Here is a 16062-nt window from a genome sequence, read left to right on the forward strand (position 1 = left end):
TGCAACGTGTGTGCGAGCATGCATGCGATTCGCGAGGAGGCGAAATCGCGGGCCGATTACGCAACCGCTTGGGTGGCTGCTGCCGAAATTCGGCATCATCCTCACACCGCGTACCTGTCATCTGGTCACACCGCTGACCTGAGGGGCGACGGGTGAGCGCACCAACGGGCAGCGATCTCCCCCTGTACGAGGGCAGCCCCGACGGTTGGTGGACGGAGTACGGCGGCGCACTGGACGTCGGCTCCGGCGTCGTACACATCCCGCAGGACGCACCACATGTGCCGTGTCGCTGGCCTAGCTGCAAAAAGGGCTGCCGAGACAGCGCCGAACAGGGGGCGCCGTGACGGTGGCCAGTCGACACCGGCGACGGCGACGGCGACGCATCGTTCGATGGATCGGTCAGTTCGGATGGATCGTTTTCGTTCTCTCTGTGGCAGCCCTGTGTGCACTGACTGTCGCCCTGGCCGCTACTGGCCGCATGTGACTGTCCGCCCGAGTGCCTGTCGGCGGTACTCGGGCGGACACTGAAAAGTGCGTTCAAGGGTCGTCGTCGTTCTCTCATGGTGAACGGCGCAACCCGAAGGCTGGTGGCCTCGACCCTGACCACCTACCCGCGCGTCCAACCACAGCACACCGCACCGGACAGCGCGCCCGAGGGGAGAACGTCCAGTTCAGGATAGTCCCGTACGGGACTATCCTGGGGGCATGACCCGTAAGGAGCCCGACCTCTCGTTCCTCCTCGACCACACCAGTCACGTCCTACGCACCAGGATGGCCGCCGCGCTGGGCGAAATCGGCCTCACCGCCCGCATGCACTGCGTCCTCGTGCACGCCCTGGCGGAGGAACGCACCCAGATCCAGCTCGCGGAGCTCGGCGACATGGACAAGACCACGATGGTCGTCACGGTCGACGCACTGGAGGAAGCGGGCCTCGCCGAACGCCGCCCCTCCCGGACGGACCGCCGCGCCCGGATCATCGCCGTCACCGAACAGGGCGCCGAGGCGGCCCGGCGCAGCCAGGAGGTCGCCGACCGGGTGCACCGGGAGACCCTGGCCGCGCTCGCCGAAGGGGAGCGCGACGCCCTCGTCCACGCCCTGCGCCACCTGGCCGAGGGCCCGTTGGCCACCCCCACCGAGAGCACCCAACCGGTCCGCCGGGCCCGGCAGCGCAAGGGATAGGGCCCGACCGCCAGAAGCCGCCGGGGCGTCGCGCAGGCCCTCTCGAAGGAACGACCGAAACATATAGTCTGCAATAAAACCATCTGCTACGGTCGATCCTGTCGTCGACCACGGCGCCGTCCACACCACGGCGCCCCCACCGACAGGGAGCCCCACCATGTCCGCCGAAGCCACCGCCGCCGCCCCCGTCACCGACCAGACCACGGACCCCGAGGCGGGGAAGACCTCCGGGCCGCCGCCCCGCGTCCTGGACGACGCGGCCGTGTCCGAGCTGCTGGCCGGCGCCCAGTTCGGGACGCTCGCCGCCGTCCGGTCCACCGGCCACCCCCACCTGTCAACCGTGCTCTACGGATGGGACCCGACCGAGCGGACCGTACGGGTCTCCACCACCGCCGAACGGCTCAAGACGCGGCTGTTGCGCAAGGACCCGCACGCCGCGCTGCACGTCCAGGGCCCGGACGTCTGGTCCTTCGCGGTGGCCGAGGGAACCGTCGAACTGTCCGAGCCGACCACCACCCCCGGGGACGCGGTCGGACGCGAACTGCTCGCGCTGACACCCGGGTTCGACGACCCGACCGAAGAGGCGGCGTTCCTCGCGACGCTCGTCGCCGAGCGGCGCGTGGTGATCCGACTGCGGGTCACCCGGCTGTACGGAACGGCGCTCGACGTCACCGGCTGACCGGACGGACACCGCGTCCGCCGAGAGGGTGGCCCGGCTCCGCAACGCACGGGCCGGGTGCGACCATCGGGGAGTACACCCATCACAGGGCAGGGAGCACTCCATGACCACGGAAGTAGACCGCTTCGACGTCGTCGTCCTGGGCGCGGGACCGGGCGGCTACGTCGCCGCCATCCGGGCCGCCCAGCTGGGCAAGAAGGTCGCGGTCGTCGAGGAGAAGTACTGGGGCGGCGTCTGTCTGAACGTCGGCTGCATCCCCACCAAGGCTCTGCTGCGCAACGCGGAACTCGCGCACCTCTTCACGCATGAGGCCAAGACCTTCGGCATCAAGGTGGAGGGCTCGGTCTCGTTCGACTACGGGGAGGCGTTCCGGCGCAGCCGCCGCGTCGCCGACGGCCGGGTCAAGGGCGTCCACTACCTGATGAAGAAGAACGCGATCACCGAGATCGACGGGCGCGGCACCTTCACCGACCCGCACACCCTCTCGGTCGCCGCCTCCGACGGCACCACCCGCACCCTCACCTTCGAGCACTGCATCATCGCGACGGGCGCCACCCCGAAGCTGCTGCCCGGCACCCGCCGCACCGAACGGGTCGTCACCTACGAGGAGCAGATCCTCGCCGATGACGTACCGCAGTCCATCGTGATCGCCGGTGCGGGGGCGATCGGGGTGGAGTTCGCGTACGTCCTGCACAACTACGGCGTGAAGGTGACGATCGTCGAGTTCCTGGACCGCATCGCCCCGCTGGAGGACGCGGACGTCTCCACCGAGTTGGCCCGCCAGTACCGCAAGCTAGGCATCGACGTGCTCACCTCCACCCGGGTCGACTCCATCGACGAGTCGGGCGCGCAGGTGCAGGTCACGGTGACCGGCAAGGACGGCGCGCAGCGGGTGCTGAGCGCCGACAAGGTGCTCCAGGCGATCGGCTTCCAGCCCAACGTCACCGGGTACGGGCTGGAGGCGGCCGGGGTGCGGGTCACCGAGCGGGGCGCGATCGACGTGGACGCGCGCTGCCGGACCTCGGTGCCGCACATCTTCGCGATCGGCGACGTCACCGCGAAGCTGATGCTGGCGCACGCCGCCGAGTCGATGGGCGTCATCGCGGCCGAGACCCTCGCCGACGCGGAGACGATGGAACTCGACTACGTGATGATTCCGCGCGCCACCTACTGCCAGCCGCAGATCGCGAGTTTCGGCTACACCGAGGCGCAGGCCCGCGAGCGCGGGTACGACGTGAAGGTCGCGAAGTTCCCGTTCACCGCCAACGGCAAGTCGCACGGCCTCGGCGACACCGTCGGGTTCGTGAAGCTCATCAGCGACACGAAGCACGGGGAGTTGCTCGGCGGACACCTGATCGGCCCGGACGTCACCGAACTGCTGCCCGAGCTGACGCTGGCCCAGCAGTGGGACCTGACGGTGCACGAGGTCGCCCGCAACGTGCATGCGCATCCGACGCTGGGCGAGGCCGTCAAGGAAGCCGTGCACGGCCTCGCGGGCCACATGATCAACTTCTGATCGCCCCGCCCCGGCCGCCGTCAGTCGAACGGCAGCGGCCGTCGGTGCAGGATCTCCAGATGGGTGACCGCCCTGGTCAGGACCACGTACAGCCGGTGCGCTCCGCGCGGCTCCGCCTCCTGGACGGCGGCCGGTTCGACGACGATCACGTGGTCGAACTCCAGCCCCTTGGCCAGGGTGGCGGGCAACAGGGTCACCCCCGGGCCCCCGGATCCCCCGCCGGCGGCCGTGGCGGCGGTCGGGTCGTCGGCGTCGAGCCCGGCCGCCGTGAGCGCGGTGCGCAGCCGGGGCACCTCCGCGTCCGCGGCGATCACCGCGAGGGACCCGGGCGCGGCGGCCAGCGCGGCCCGTACCGCCGTGACCGCCGCCGCGGTGGTGTCCGGCACCCGGCGCACCGTCAGCGTGCCGTCCGCGCGCAGCGATCGGATGCGCGGCACGTCCGCCGCGCGCAGGCCGAGCGTGTCGAGCAGCCGGTTGGCGAGGTCGGCCACCGCCTCGGGAACCCGGAACCCGGTGCTCAGGGCGACCCGCCGCGCCCCGGGCTTGCCCAGGTGACCGAGGAGTTCGGACCAGGACCGGGCCGCCCACGGGGTGGTCCCCTGGGCGAGGTCGCCGAGGACGGTCAGCGAACCGTGCGGGGCGCGCCGGGCGATCGCCCGGCACTCCATCGGGGACAGGTCCTGCGCCTCGTCCACCACGATGTGGCCGAACCCTTCGGGCGGCCCGACCAGCCCGGCGAGTTCGTCGAGCAGGACGAGGTCCGCGGCCGACCAGCGGGCCGTCCGGTACGAACGCGGGGGCCGGTCCCAGCACAGGGCCGCCCGTTCGTCCGCGTCCAGGACCCCGTGGGCCGCCCGGTCCAGCGCCGGTGACCCGGACAGCAGCCCGGCCAACACCTCCTCGGGGACGGCCTTCGGCCACACCGCGTCGAGGAACGCGGTGAGGGGCCGGGACCGTTCCAGCCGCCGGGCCCAGCCCTCGGTACGGGGACCGGCGCGCCGTTCGGCCCGCTCCCGCAACCGCGCCACGGCCCGCGCCCCGACCCGTTCGCGCCCGGTGGCGTACGGGGGTCGCTCCGCGAGGACGTCCGCGACGAGTGCGTGGAGCTCGTCCGCGGACAGCCGCCAGCGGTAGGAGCCGTCCGGTACGGTCAGCCCCGCGTCGGCGACCGCGCCGGGCCGCACCGCCGCGTACAGGGCGCGGCGCAACACCCGGGCCATCCGGGGGTCGTGCTTCAGCCGGGCCGTCGCCTCCCCGTCCCGGGCGCGCACCGGCTGCCGGGCGAGCAGGTCCGCCACGGTCAGTTGCCCGATGCCGTCCTCACCGAGGGCGGGCAGCACCTGGGCGATGTACCGCAGGAAGGTGCGGTGCGGCCCGATGACCAACAGGCCGGAGCGGCGGACGCGTTGCGGATGGGCGTAGAGCAGGTAGGCGGCCCGGTGCAGGCCGACGGCCGTCTTGCCGGTGCCGGGGGCGCCCTGCACGCACAGCGAATCGGCGGGGTCCGCCCGGACGAGGTCGTCCTGATCGGGCTGGATGGTGGCGGCGATGTCGCGCATCGGGCCGGTGCGGGGCCGCCGGATCTCGGCGGCGAGCAGCCCACCGGGTGCAGCGGCGTCCGGGGGCCCGGACGGGGGCCCGGCCAGGTGCTCGTCCTCCAGTGCGGTCAGGTCCTCGGGTGCACCCCGGCCGCCCGGGGTCCAGCCGAAGCGGCGGCGGACCGCGACGCCCTGGGGGTCGTCCGGGGCCGCCTGGTAGAACGCCCGGGAGACCGGGGCGCGCCAGTCGACCACGAGCGGCGGGGCGGTCGGGTCCTCGGTGATCCGCACCCTGCCGATGTGGTAGCTCTGGCCGGCGTGCGCGGCCCGCTCACCGCACTCGTCCTCGGTGGCGCCCTCGGGGCCGCCGGGCGGGTCCGCGGGCGCGAAGTCCAACCGTCCGAAGAAGAGGGGGCCTTCGGGGAGTTCACGGAAGCGGCGGGCCCGGGTGCGCAGGGCGCGGCCGAGGACCTCGGCGTCGGCACCGGAGGCGGAGACGTCCTCCCCGGTGACGACGTGTTCCTCGGCGCCGCGCGCCATCACGGTCAGCGCGGCCCGGCAGCGTTCGTGGTGGGCCCGCTCCTCGCGCAGGGCGGACGGTACGGGGTCGGCGGAGCCCGGGGCAGGGTGGTCGGAGCGCAACATGGCCCCACCCTAGGCGAAAAACGTTACCGAGTTACATTTTTTACTCGGTAACACCATCTGACGACCCGGCCCGCGCGGTCGGGGCCGTCAGGCGTACGCCGGCAACCCGGCGCGCAGCTCGACGAACGCCTGGTCCGCCTGGGCGAGCGCCCCCGGACGCACCGCCTGGGCACGGGCCCCGGCCGCGATCCGCCGCCAGTTCTCCTGGGCGAGGACCCGGCGCACCGCGACGATCTGCGCGGCGGCGAGCCGGGCCCGGACGGGCAGCGCACCCGCCCCGGTGTCCGCGGCGCCGGGGGCGAGCGCCCGCGCGAGGTGCTCCTCGGCGCGTTCCAGGTACCCGTACAGCCGGGCGAGGAGCGCGGGCGTCCCGTAGAGGAGCCCGTGGAAGGCGAGGACGTCGGGCTCGTCGCACAGTCCGGTCACCGGGTCGTACCGGTCCAGACCGTCCAGGAAGTGTTGGTGCAGCGCGGCCAGCGGGGCGATCCGCGCAGCCAGCGCCGCCGTCACGACCCGGGCCGCCTCGTCCTCGTGGTCGGCGAACCGGTGCAGCACCAGGTCCTCCTTGGCCGGGAAGTACCGGAACAGCGTCGGCTTGGAGATCCCGGCCGCCGCCGCGACCTCGGCGACGGACACCCCCTCGAAGCCGCGCTCCAGGAACAGCGCGATCGCCGCGTCGGACACCTCCCGGTACCTCCGCAGCCGCTTGCGCTCCCGCAACCCCGTCTCACCGCTCATGCGCACCCCTCATGCCGACGAGCGTATGCGCACCCGCGCACTCCCCCGTCCGCGCCGGCCGCCCCGGGCGCCCCGTTGACCGGTACCGTCCCGCGCCCCGCCGCCCGGGTCAGCGCACCCCGCCGCCGCCCCCGCGCCGCACGCGGCCGAGCTGCTCCACCGAGCGCAGCACGACCTCCAACGAGTCGACGACCAGGCCCGCGCCCGCCCGTTGCAGCAGATGCCGCTGGGCGTCGTTGCGGGCGTGCCCGAGGAACGGCACCCCGGCCTTGTGGGCGGCCTCCAGGTCGGAGGGCGTGTCGCCGATCATCAGCGCCTCGGACGGCACGGTGCCCGTCGCGGTCAGGGCGCGGACCAGACAGTGCGGCTCGGGCTTGAGGAGCTGGAGCTGTCGGGTGCGGCCGTAGACGTGCGGGGCGAAGCAGTCGGCGAGTCCGCGGCCGGCGAGGTACGCGCGGGCCGCCCGGGGCGAGTCGTTGGTGGTGACGGCGAGCCGGGCGCCGACCGCGGTCCAGGTGCGGATCAGCGGATCGGCCCAGGCGGTGGGCCGGGCGGTGTCGACGGCCCGCAGTTCCTCCTGGGTGAGACGTTCCTCCAGTTCGGTGACGAGGTCGCTGCCGGGGTGTCTGCGGTCCACCGCGCGCAGCACGACGTGGGGGTCGGCGAGGGCGCGCTCCTCGTCGGTGAGCAGGCCCCCCAGTCCGCGCCCCGCCAGCCACTCGGCGAGGCCCGCGGCGACCCGCTCGGACCGGTGCGCGGCGAACAGCCGGCAGATGGGCCCGTCGAAGCCCCAGAGGACGGCCTGGGCGCCCGCGATCGTCCGGTCGAGGTGCTCGGTCGTGTGTCTCACCGTCTCGGGGGTCACCCACTCGGTCGGCGGCGCGGTGTCCGCGGTCACTAGGCCTGTGGGGAGAGCCTAGGAGAGTGGGGGGTGCGTGGCGATGGTTTCCCCGAGGGCGTCAGAAGATGTCCGGGCACCAGGGGCGCCGGGAGGTGCGGAACAGGGCGTCGGCAGCCGCGGCGGCGCCCGGGCGCTCCTCGGTGATCCGGCCGAGGGCCAGCAACCGCTGCACCGAGCCCTCCCCGAGCCACAACCACGCCAGGGTGCCCAGCGACAGCGTCAGGTCCGCGGCGGCGGTCGTCGGTACGCACTGGGCGCCCTGCGGCGAGGCGTCCAGCCGGAACCGTCCGCCCGACGGCCCGCCCGCGCCCTGCGGCTCGTCCACCACGTCCAGGACGACGGAGCCGGTGCCCTCGTACGTCCGGGCCGACAGCGCCGCGGCGACGTCCAGCAGCCGCACCCACAGCCAGTCGCCCTGGGTGGCGGCCCGCGCCGCGCGCGCGTCGGGGAACAGATCGGGCAGCAGCGTGTCCGGGGCGAGCATGCCCGTGCGGACCGTGACGATCCAGTCGATCGAGCACACGTACTCCCACAGCGCGCGCTCGGCGGCCGGGGTGAGCGCCACCAACTCCTCGACGACGGCCGTGTTCAGCGGCTGCTTGCCCTCGCCCCACTTCTCCTCGGTCCGGTAGGCGATCAGTCCTTCGACCGCGCCGTCCGCGTTCCGGTAGGCCGCGTAGAACGGTTCCTTCCACGGCGGGGAGTCCAGCCTGAGTTCCCCGGTGGTGCGGCGCCACCACATCGCGTCCCGGTTGGTGGCCCCGGGCTGCCGACGGCGGAACTCGTCGTACAGCACCGGGCCGATGACCCGCACGTCGGCGAGGTCCACCAGGTCGATCCGGGCACCCGGCTCCGCGGGCCCGGACCAGCGGGGGTCCAGACCGGTGCGCGCCACGTCGATGACCCACTCCGTGCCGCGGGTGGCCGGCCCGAAGCCGAAGCGGCCGTAGATCCGGTACTCGGCGGCGACCAGCGTCGCGAGGGTGTCGCCGCGCTCGCGGGCGGCCCGCAGGTCCAGGTCGATCAGGCGGCTGAGCAGTCCGCGGCGACGGTGCGTGGGGCTGACGGTGATGTTGCTGATGGCGTTCGACGCGACGGGCGCACCGCCCACCGCGGTCACCTGCTGGTCGAACGAACGGTACGTGGCGACGCAGCGGCCCGCGTCGAACGCACCGCGCACCCGGGAATCGGCGACGATCTCCGTACGGCCCGCCACGTCGCGCGCGGTCGGAGTGGGTTCGTTCAGGAACCCCGTGTTCAACGCCCGCAACCAGTCGGCCAGTTCGCCGTCCCGCAGGGAACGCACGTCGATTCCGTCTCCACCCATCCCTCCACGCTAGGCGCAGACGTCCCTGCCTGTCGCCTCCTTTTTGCGGCGCCCCGCCAGCCCACCGGGCCGTGGAAAGAGAAGGGCCACGGGAAGAGGAGGGGCCCGCCCCCGGGGGTCGGGGGCGGGCCCGGGGCCCCGCGGCGGCACCGCCATGCAGCACCGCGGGGAGTCCGGTCGGTCCCCGTCCGGTCCACCGGCCGCTGCGCGGCCGGGCGGGCGGTGCGGGACCGGGGCGGCTCAGCCGAAGCGGCCGGAGATGTAGTCCTCGGTGGCCTGCACGGACGGGTTGGAGAAGATCCGCTCGGTCTCGTCGATCTCGATGAGCCGGCCGGGCTGCCCCACCGCCGCCAGGTTGAAGAACGCCGTCCGGTCGGAGACCCGCGCCGCCTGCTGCATGTTGTGGGTCACGATGACGATCGTGAACTGCGACTTCAGCTCCCCGATCAGGTCCTCGATCGCGAGGGTGGAGATCGGGTCGAGCGCCGAGCACGGCTCGTCCATCAGCAGCACCTCCGGCTCCACCGCGATGGCCCGGGCGATGCACAACCGCTGCTGCTGACCGCCGGAGAGACCCGAACCGGGCTTGTTCAGCCGGTCCTTGACCTCGTTCCAGAGGTTCGCGCCGCGCAGCGACTTCTCCACCACGTCGTTCAGCTCGGACTTCTTGTACGAGCCGTTGAGCTTCAGGCCCGCCGCGACGTTGTCGAAGATCGACATCGTCGGGAACGGGTTGGGCCGCTGGAACACCATGCCGACGGTCCGCCGCACCGCCACGGGGTCGACCCCGCTGCCGTACAGGTCCTCGTCGTCGAGGAGCACCTTGCCCTCGACCCGGCCGCCGGGGGTGACCTCGTGCATCCGGTTGAGGGTCCGCAGGAACGTCGACTTGCCGCAGCCGGACGGGCCGATGAAGGCCGTCACGCTCCGGGGCTCGACGGACATCGAGATGTCCTCGATCGCCTTGTGGGTGCCGTAGTACGCGGTGAGGCCGCTGACGTCGATCCGCTTGGCCATGGGAGTCACACTTCTTTCCGTCGGGACGCGTCAGCGACCGGTCTTCGGGGCCTTCCAGCGGGCGATGCCGCGGGCCACCAGGTTCAGGATCATGACGAAGGCGATCAGGGTGAGCGCCGCGGCCCAGGCACGGTCGTACGCCGCGCCGGAGCCCGCGCTGTTCGCGTACTGCTGGTAGATGTACAGCGGCAGCGACGCCTGCGCCCCCTCGAAGGGGTTGTTGTTGATGAAGTTGGTGCCCCACACGAGCAGCAGCACGGGCGCCGTCTCGCCGGTGATGCGCGCGACCGCGAGCATCACGCCGGTGGTGATGCCGCCGATGGAGGTCGGCAGCACCACCTTGAGGATGGTCCGCCACTTCGGCACGCCCAGTGCGAGGGACGCCTCGCGCAGCTCGTTGGGGACGAGCTTGAGCATCTCCTCGGTGGAGCGGACGACGACCGGCATCATCAGGATGGCCAGGGCCAGCGAACCGGCGAAGCCGGACGGGCCCAGGTCGAGCATCAGGATCCAGAAGCTGAGGACGAACAGACCCGCGACGATCGACGGAATGCCCGTCATCACGTCGACGAAGAAGGTGACGGCCGCCGCGAGCTTGCCGCGGCCGTACTCGACCAGGTAGATCGCGGTGAGCACCCCGATCGGCACGGCGACCAGGGTCGCGATGCCCACCTGCTCCAGGGTGCCGATGAGGGCGTGGTAGATGCCGCCGCCGGGTTCGGTGTCGGCGACGACGCCCATCGAGTGGCTGAGGAAGTAGCCGTCGAGGACGGTCACGCCCCGCTTCACGGTCTCCCAGATGAGGGAGGCCAGCGGGATCACCGCGAGGATGAACGCGACCCACACGACGCTGGTGGCGACCCGGTCCCGGGCCTGCCGGCGCCCCTCGACCCGGGCGGCGACGCCGTAGGTGAGCAGCACGAACAGCAGGGCGGCGAGCAGACCCCACTGCACCCGGCTGTGCAGGTCGAAGAGGAGGCCGATGCCCACGGACAGGGCGACGGAGGCACCGGCGAGCGCCCAGGGCGTCCACTGCGGCAGGGTCGCTCCCTGGATGCGGGAGGACACCGGCTGCTCGGGCCGCCGGGTGGTGGCTGACTGGTTCATCCGTTGGCCCCCGAGTACTCCTTGCGGCGGGCGATGATGCCGCGGGCCGCGCCGTTGACCAGCAGGGTGATGACGAACAGCACCAGGCCGGAGGCGATCAGCGCGTCCTGCCCCGTGGTGTTGGCCTCGCCGAACTTGCTGGCGATGTTCTGGGCGAAGGTGCCGCCGCCCGGGTCGAGCAGGCTGGCGTTGATGTCGAACGTCGGCGACAGGACCGTGGCGACCGCCATGGTCTCGCCGAGCGCACGGCCGAGGCCGAGCATCGACGCGGAGATCACCCCGGAGCGCCCGAACGGGAGGACCGCCATGCGGATGACCTCCCAGCGGGTGGCGCCGAGGGCGAGCGCGGCCTCCTCGTGCATCTGCGGGACCTGCTTGAACACCTCGCGCGACACATTGGTCACGATCGGCAGGATCATGATCGCGAGCAGGATGCCGACGGTGAGCATGGAGCGGGGGGCGCCGCCCTGCCACGCGAAGATCCCGGTCCAGCCGAAGTAGGTGTCCAGCCAGCTGAACAGTCCGGTCAGGTGCGGGACCAGCACCAACGCGCCCCACAGGCCGTAGACGATCGACGGCACGGCGGCCAGCAGGTCGATCACGTAGGAGACCGGGCCGCTGAGGCGGCGCGGGGCGTAGTGCGTGATGAACAGGGCGATGCCGACGGCGATCGGTACCGCGATGACCATGGCGATCAGCGCGGAGACGACCGTGCCGAACGCGAGCACGGCGATGCCGAAGACCGGCGGGTTGACGCCCGTGTTCCATTCGAACGTCGTGAAGAAGTTGCCCTCGTTCTTCGTGAGCACCAGTGCGGACCGGTACGTCAGGAAGACCGCGATCGCGGCCATGACGGTCAGCAGCAGGATGCCGGAGCCGCGCGTCAGACCGAGGAAGATGCGGTCACCGGGGCGGGTGGCACCCCGTGCGGCCCGCTGCCGCTCGACGTCCGAGGGCGGGGCGGGGGCGGGTGGGGGCGGAATGTCCTTAGTAGATATGTCCATGGAGTTCTCCGGTCTGCGGAACCGCACGGGGTGGTGTGCGGTTCCAGGCGGCGGTGCACCGGACGGTGCGGGCGGGCCCGGGCCCCGCTCCCTGGGCCTCGGGGGAGGCGGGAGGGAGCGCGGGGGCCGCCCGCACGCTCAGGCAGGTCGGCTCGGTCGGCTCTCTGTCAGCTCGGTCGGCCCGGTCAGCTCAGCGAGGCGATCGTCTCGCGGACCTTGGTCGCGATCTCGGTGGGCAGCGGGGCGTACCCGGCGCCCGCGAGGAGGCCCTGACCGTCCTCGCTGGCCACGTAGGAGAGGAAGGACTTGACGGCGGGCAGCGTCTCGGCCTTGTTGCCCTTCTCGCAGACGATCTCGTACGTCACCAGGGTGATCGGGTAGGCGCCCTCGGCGGTCGGCTTGTAGTCCAGCTCCAGGGCGAGGTCCTTGCCCTTGCCGACGATCTTCGCGGCGGCGATGGCCTTGGAGGCGTTCTCCGAGGTGGCCGCGACCGGCTCGGCGGCGTCCGTCTTCACGTCGACGGTCTTGATGCCGTCCTTGGCGTACGAGAGCTCGAAGTACGAGATGGCGCCCGCGGTCTCCTTGACCTGCTGGGCGACCCCGGAGGAGCCCTGCGCGGACTGGCCGCCCTTGGCCTGCCACGCCTTGCCGCCCTCGTACGACCACGCCTCGGGGGCGGCGGCCTTGAGGTACTTGGTGAAGTTGTCGGTGGTGCCCGACTCGTCGGAACGGTGGAACGCCTGGACCTTGGTGTCGGGGAGCTTGGCGTCCGGGTTCAGCTTCTGGATGGCCTCGTCGTCCCAGGTCTTGATCTTGTCGTCGAAGACCTTGGCGAGGGTCGGGGCGTCCAGGACCAGCTTGTCCACACCGGGCACGTTGAAGCCGACCGCGATCGGGCCGCCGACCATCGGCAGGTCGATCGCCTGGCTGTCCTTGCAGACCTTGGCGGACTCGGCGATCTCCTCCGGCTTGAGGGCGGAGTCGGAGCCCGCGAACGCGGTCTGGCCCTGGAGGAAGTTGGTGATGCCGGCGCCGGAACCCTTGGGGTTGTAGTTGATCCGGACGTCCTTGCAGGCCGCCTGGTAGTTCTTCACCCAGACGTCCACCGCGTTCTTCTGCGCGGACGAGCCGGCCGCGAGGATCTCGCCCCGGGCGTCGTCGCACTTGATGGAACCCGCGGCGGCGCTCTGCGTCCCGCCGCTGGCACCGTTGGAGCCGCCGCCCGTGTCGTCGGAGCCGCACGCCGTGAGGGCCAGGGCGCCGGAGACGGCGACCGCACCGAGGGAGAGGGCGCGCAGCCGGTTCTTGCGCTGAAGCTTCACTGTTCGGGAGTTCCTTCCAAGAGCCGCCCCGGCGTGCTGCGCGGCGGCGTGCGTGTGTCGGTCGGACCTCCCCCGTCAGGGGGGTGGGTCCGGAGGGTGTCCGAGTCATGCGTTCACCCGGCGCGTACCGCGGACCGTGTCGGCCCCGGCTCGCACCCGGTAAGGCCGAAATTAGGCAGAACAGGTGAAGTGGCCTACGGCCGCAGGTGAACGGCCGGTGAACCCGTGCGGTCGGTGTGGTGCGGTCACGGAACGCTCACGGCGAGGACGCGAACCGGTCTCCGACGGGGGCCGCGGCACGCCGGGAGGGGGTGTTCCCGGGCTACCGCCCGGCCGCCCGCACGAGGGGTGCGGAACCCGCGCATCCGTGCAGTGGGTGTTCCTCGGCCGATGTTCACGCGGGCGCGCGCAAACGGCGCCTGCCGTTCGAGTGAACCACCTGACGCACGGGGGCCCGCGCGGGGCGCGGAACCGGCCGCGCGCGCCCACCCACACCCCGCACGCCGGGTCCGTACGCGAGGGGACGACGGCTTCGGCACCCTGCCGGACGGTCGCTTCAGCGCTTCGGGGCTTCGGGGCTTCGGGGCTTCAGGGCTTCGGCGGGACCGGGGCGAGGCTCAGCGCGCCCGCCTCCCGGGCCCGAGCCACCAGCCGGTCGACGTCCGCCGCGGGCAGCCGGAGCCAGACGATCCGCTCGTTCTCGACGGTGGAGAAGACGATCCGGTCGACGAGGACGGCCTCGGAACCGATCGTGCGGTGCGCCAGCCGCACGAAGGCGGTCAGCCCGTCCCCGCTGCCCAGGTCCAACGGCACCCCCATGTACGACTCCCGCCGCCGCGTCCGCCCGCCCGCCCGCTCCCGTTCCTCCCGTACGGTGCGGCGCAGCTCCTCGTACAGGCGGTGCGCACCGGGGTCGGTGATCTCCTCGTCCACGTACAGGTCGATGGACACCCGGGCCCCGATCCCCGCGAGGTGCCGTCCCACCTCCGTGAGGAAGACCTCCAGGTCGGCGTCCGTGTCGGCGGTGAGCAGCATGTACGTCGTCCTCGGGTACGGGCGTCGGATGCGGACGCGAACGGGGGCGCGCGGCGGAGGTGGGCGCCCCCGTGCACCTGAGTGACCCTACGGGGGTACGACCGCGCACCGCCGCACCGTTTTCCCGCACGGTCACCCACCGCACCGGTAGCCTTACCGAAGGTCACTCCTCTACGGTCGTCGTCACCACGCCCCCGCGCCCGCCTCGCCCCGAGGACCCCCGATGACCTTTCGACGACGCACGGTCGCCACCCGGGCCCGCCGCCACGGCCTCCACGAGGCGGCGAACGGCACCGCCCTCGTCCCGCCCCGGCGCGGCGCCCTCCTCTTCGACTCCGGACGCCATCTGCCCGGCGAGTTCCTCGCCGGTACCGACCTCCACTGGACGCTGCGCTGCCCGGACACCGGTCACGAGTGGCCGGCCGCCCCCCAGGACGTGACCCCGCTGGGGTGAGCCCGCCGGGGTGAACAGTCCCGCCGTCCCGGTTCAGGGCCCGGGCTTGCGCCAGGTCAGCGAGTACCGGCGGAGCACGTGCCGGCGGTAGCGCACGCCGGGCAGCAGCCGTCGGGCCGCGGCCCGCACCTGCCCGTAACCCATCTCGGGATCGGCGACCGGCATCCCCTCCGGGCCGCCCGCCCGACGCAGCACCTTGGTGATCCGCACGACCGGGGCCGCCGCGATCAGTGCGGCCCACTCCCCCGGGCTCGTCTCGCGCGCCAATCCGACCACCACCAACACCCCACCCGGACGCAGCAGTTCACGCATCCGCAGCAGCGCCTCGTCGAATTCCATGTGGTGGACGGTCGTCACCGAGCAGATGAAGTCGTAACCCGTCACGGGCAGCTCGGCCGCGAGGAAGTCCCCCTCGACGAAGTCGAGTTGCGGACGGTCGGCGGCGTGTTCCCGGGCCCGGGCGATCATCTCCGGCGAGCGGTCGATCCCGGTGACCCGCTGCGCCCGCCCGGTGAGCTTGCGGGCCAACAGCCCGTCCCCGCAACCCACGTCCAGCGCGTCGCCGCACCCCTCGGGCACGGCACGCAGGATGCCGGGGTGTCGCGCGACGTTGGTGTTCCAGTACGGCTTCGGATCGGGCTCGTCCATCGCGCCCCCGCTCAGCGTTCGACCGTCGCGACGAGGCGGCGCAGCGCGGCCTGACCGGGCGGGCCCCAGCTCTCCTTCCCGCCGGGGCGGCCGTGGACGCCGTCGTCCCCGACCGAGATGCAGACGAAGGCGCGCAGCACCGCCCACCCGCGGGCGCGACGCAGGGTCGCGGCGTCCGCGGTCGGCTCGTAGGCCCGGTGGAAGCGGTCGACGGCGCCGTCCGGCAACAGCAGCCAGGGCGCGGAGAGGTCACTGGCCGGGTCGCCGGCGAAGAGGTCACCGAAGTCGATCACGCCGCAGAAGGTGCCGTCGGCGGTGAGCACGTTCGCCGGATGCAGGTCGCCGTGGAGCCACAGCGCCGGGCCCTCCCACTCGGGCGCGGCGAGGGCCTCCGCCCAGACCGCACGGACGCCGTCCGGGTCGGGGATCAGCCCCGCCCCGGTGAGCGCGGCGAACCCGTCGGCGAAGTGCCCGGCGTGGTCGGACAGCGGGCCGCCGCGGCCACGACCCGTGGGCGCCCCGACGGGTGCGGGTCGGTGCAGGGCCGCCAGGAAGGCGGCCAGGGAGTCGGCCGCTTGGGCCGCGCGCGTGACGGGGGCGCGGTCGGCGGGCTCGCCGGGCACCCAGGTGGTGACGATCCACGTCCGCGGGAACCGCTCGGACGGCTCGCCGAGGCGCTGCGGCACGGGAACCGGCAGCGGGAGGTGCGGGGCGAGGTCGGGCAGCCAGCGGTGTTCCTTGAGCAGCAGCTCGTCCGCGGTCTGCGTCGCCCAGGGCAGTCGGACGGCGAGGTCGTCGCCGAGCCGCCACAGTTGGTTGTCCCAGCCGCGCGCGCCGAGTTCCACGGGGTGGTCGGCCAGATCGGGGTGCTGGTCGCGCAGCAGGTCCCGGACCAGCTCCGCGGTGATCTCCGTCTTGGTGTGGGTCATGCGGATTCACCGTAGTGGGTGCC

15 protein-coding genes are annotated in these 16062 nt (G+C 72.7%); 4 read left to right on the plus strand and 11 right to left on the minus strand.

Features of this window, described 5'->3' with window-relative positions:
• Positions 1 to 705: 705 nt before the first annotated feature.
• From ACFV88_RS13875 to lpdA, 3 genes are all read left to right on the plus strand, one after another.
• The gene (locus tag ACFV88_RS13875; protein ID WP_385489966.1) at positions 706 to 1179 is read left to right on the plus strand and encodes a MarR family winged helix-turn-helix transcriptional regulator; all 474 of its coding nucleotides are present in this window, start codon (positions 706 to 708) and stop codon (positions 1177 to 1179) included.
• Positions 1180 to 1336: 157 nt separating this feature from the next.
• Positions 1337 to 1858, plus strand: a complete 522-nt coding sequence (locus ACFV88_RS13880; protein WP_385489969.1) for a TIGR03618 family F420-dependent PPOX class oxidoreductase — start codon at positions 1337 to 1339, stop codon at positions 1856 to 1858.
• A 103-nt stretch (positions 1859 to 1961) separates the two neighbouring features.
• Complete coding sequence (gene lpdA, locus ACFV88_RS13885) at positions 1962 to 3374, plus strand: dihydrolipoyl dehydrogenase (RefSeq protein ID WP_385489971.1); 1413 nt, start codon at positions 1962 to 1964, stop codon at positions 3372 to 3374.
• 20 nt (positions 3375 to 3394) lie between these two features.
• Here lpdA and ACFV88_RS13890 read toward each other — a convergent pair whose 3' ends face one another.
• The 9 genes from ACFV88_RS13890 to ACFV88_RS13930 form a co-directional block, all read right to left on the minus strand.
• Positions 3395 to 5557 (minus strand): HelD family protein, encoded by a 2163-nt coding sequence (locus ACFV88_RS13890; RefSeq protein ID WP_385489974.1) that lies wholly within the window; start codon positions 5555 to 5557, stop codon positions 3395 to 3397.
• Between the two features lie 87 nt (positions 5558 to 5644).
• Positions 5645 to 6295 (minus strand): TetR family transcriptional regulator, encoded by a 651-nt coding sequence (locus ACFV88_RS13895; RefSeq protein ID WP_385489976.1) that lies wholly within the window; start codon positions 6293 to 6295, stop codon positions 5645 to 5647.
• A 109-nt stretch (positions 6296 to 6404) separates the two neighbouring features.
• Positions 6405 to 7145: an HAD family hydrolase gene (locus tag ACFV88_RS13900; protein ID WP_385489979.1), complete on the minus strand. Its 741-nt coding sequence runs from the start codon at positions 7143 to 7145 to the stop codon at positions 6405 to 6407.
• A gap of 109 nt (positions 7146 to 7254) precedes the next feature.
• The gene (locus ACFV88_RS13905) at positions 7255 to 8523 is read right to left on the minus strand and encodes a GNAT family N-acetyltransferase (protein ID WP_385489982.1); all 1269 of its coding nucleotides are present in this window, start codon (positions 8521 to 8523) and stop codon (positions 7255 to 7257) included.
• A 240-nt stretch (positions 8524 to 8763) separates the two neighbouring features.
• Entirely contained in the window at positions 8764 to 9540 is a 777-nt protein-coding gene (gene pstB, locus ACFV88_RS13910; RefSeq protein ID WP_385489985.1) for a phosphate ABC transporter ATP-binding protein PstB, read from the minus strand.
• A gap of 30 nt (positions 9541 to 9570) precedes the next feature.
• Entirely contained in the window at positions 9571 to 10647 is a 1077-nt protein-coding gene (gene pstA, locus ACFV88_RS13915) for a phosphate ABC transporter permease PstA (protein ID WP_385489988.1), read from the minus strand.
• The gene (gene pstC, locus ACFV88_RS13920; protein WP_385489990.1) at positions 10644 to 11651 is read right to left on the minus strand and encodes a phosphate ABC transporter permease subunit PstC; all 1008 of its coding nucleotides are present in this window, start codon (positions 11649 to 11651) and stop codon (positions 10644 to 10646) included. Before pstC ends, pstA begins: the two co-directional genes overlap by 4 nt.
• A gap of 185 nt (positions 11652 to 11836) precedes the next feature.
• Positions 11837 to 12973 (minus strand): phosphate ABC transporter substrate-binding protein PstS, encoded by a 1137-nt coding sequence (gene pstS / locus ACFV88_RS13925; protein ID WP_385489992.1) that lies wholly within the window; start codon positions 12971 to 12973, stop codon positions 11837 to 11839.
• A gap of 588 nt (positions 12974 to 13561) precedes the next feature.
• Positions 13562 to 14008 (minus strand): hypothetical protein, encoded by a 447-nt coding sequence (locus tag ACFV88_RS13930; protein WP_385489994.1) that lies wholly within the window; start codon positions 14006 to 14008, stop codon positions 13562 to 13564.
• Between the two features lie 223 nt (positions 14009 to 14231).
• Between ACFV88_RS13930 and ACFV88_RS13935 the strand changes: the two genes are divergently transcribed.
• On the plus strand, positions 14232 to 14462 hold the full coding sequence (locus tag ACFV88_RS13935; RefSeq protein ID WP_385489996.1) for a hypothetical protein: 231 nt from the start codon (positions 14232 to 14234) through the stop codon (positions 14460 to 14462).
• A gap of 33 nt (positions 14463 to 14495) precedes the next feature.
• Here ACFV88_RS13935 and ACFV88_RS13940 read toward each other — a convergent pair whose 3' ends face one another.
• Positions 14496 to 15110, minus strand: a complete 615-nt coding sequence (locus tag ACFV88_RS13940) for a class I SAM-dependent methyltransferase (RefSeq protein ID WP_385489999.1) — start codon at positions 15108 to 15110, stop codon at positions 14496 to 14498.
• A gap of 11 nt (positions 15111 to 15121) precedes the next feature.
• Positions 15122 to 16039: an aminoglycoside phosphotransferase family protein gene (locus ACFV88_RS13945; RefSeq protein ID WP_385490001.1), complete on the minus strand. Its 918-nt coding sequence runs from the start codon at positions 16037 to 16039 to the stop codon at positions 15122 to 15124.
• Between the last annotated feature and the right edge of the window lie 23 nt (positions 16040 to 16062).

It is taken from the genome of Streptomyces sp. NPDC059816, assembly GCF_042732055.1.
GTDB lineage: Bacteria > Actinomycetota > Actinomycetes > Streptomycetales > Streptomycetaceae > Streptomyces.

What these genes read in the sequence shown, in the direction of transcription:
- ACFV88_RS13875 (WP_385489966.1), top strand. Translation starts at nt 706, where the DNA reads ATGACCCGTAAGGAGCCCGACCTCTCGTTCCTCCTCGACCACACCAGT.
- ACFV88_RS13880 (WP_385489969.1), top strand. Translation starts at nt 1,337, where the DNA reads ATGTCCGCCGAAGCCACCGCCGCCGCCCCCGTCACCGACCAGACCACG.
- lpdA (WP_385489971.1), top strand. Translation starts at nt 1,962, where the DNA reads ATGACCACGGAAGTAGACCGCTTCGACGTCGTCGTCCTGGGCGCGGGA.
- ACFV88_RS13890 (WP_385489974.1), bottom strand. Translation starts at nt 5,557, where the DNA reads ATGTTGCGCTCCGACCACCCTGCCCCGGGCTCCGCCGACCCCGTACCG.
- ACFV88_RS13895 (WP_385489976.1), bottom strand. Translation starts at nt 6,295, where the DNA reads ATGAGCGGTGAGACGGGGTTGCGGGAGCGCAAGCGGCTGCGGAGGTAC.
- ACFV88_RS13905 (WP_385489982.1), bottom strand. Translation starts at nt 8,523, where the DNA reads ATGGGTGGAGACGGAATCGACGTGCGTTCCCTGCGGGACGGCGAACTG.
- pstB (WP_385489985.1), bottom strand. Translation starts at nt 9,540, where the DNA reads ATGGCCAAGCGGATCGACGTCAGCGGCCTCACCGCGTACTACGGCACC.
- pstA (WP_385489988.1), bottom strand. Translation starts at nt 10,647, where the DNA reads ATGAACCAGTCAGCCACCACCCGGCGGCCCGAGCAGCCGGTGTCCTCC.
- pstC (WP_385489990.1), bottom strand. Translation starts at nt 11,651, where the DNA reads ATGGACATATCTACTAAGGACATTCCGCCCCCACCCGCCCCCGCCCCG.
- ACFV88_RS13930 (WP_385489994.1), bottom strand. Translation starts at nt 14,008, where the DNA reads ATGCTGCTCACCGCCGACACGGACGCCGACCTGGAGGTCTTCCTCACG.
- ACFV88_RS13935 (WP_385489996.1), top strand. Translation starts at nt 14,232, where the DNA reads ATGACCTTTCGACGACGCACGGTCGCCACCCGGGCCCGCCGCCACGGC.
- ACFV88_RS13940 (WP_385489999.1), bottom strand. Translation starts at nt 15,110, where the DNA reads ATGGACGAGCCCGATCCGAAGCCGTACTGGAACACCAACGTCGCGCGA.
- ACFV88_RS13945 (WP_385490001.1), bottom strand. Translation starts at nt 16,039, where the DNA reads ATGACCCACACCAAGACGGAGATCACCGCGGAGCTGGTCCGGGACCTG.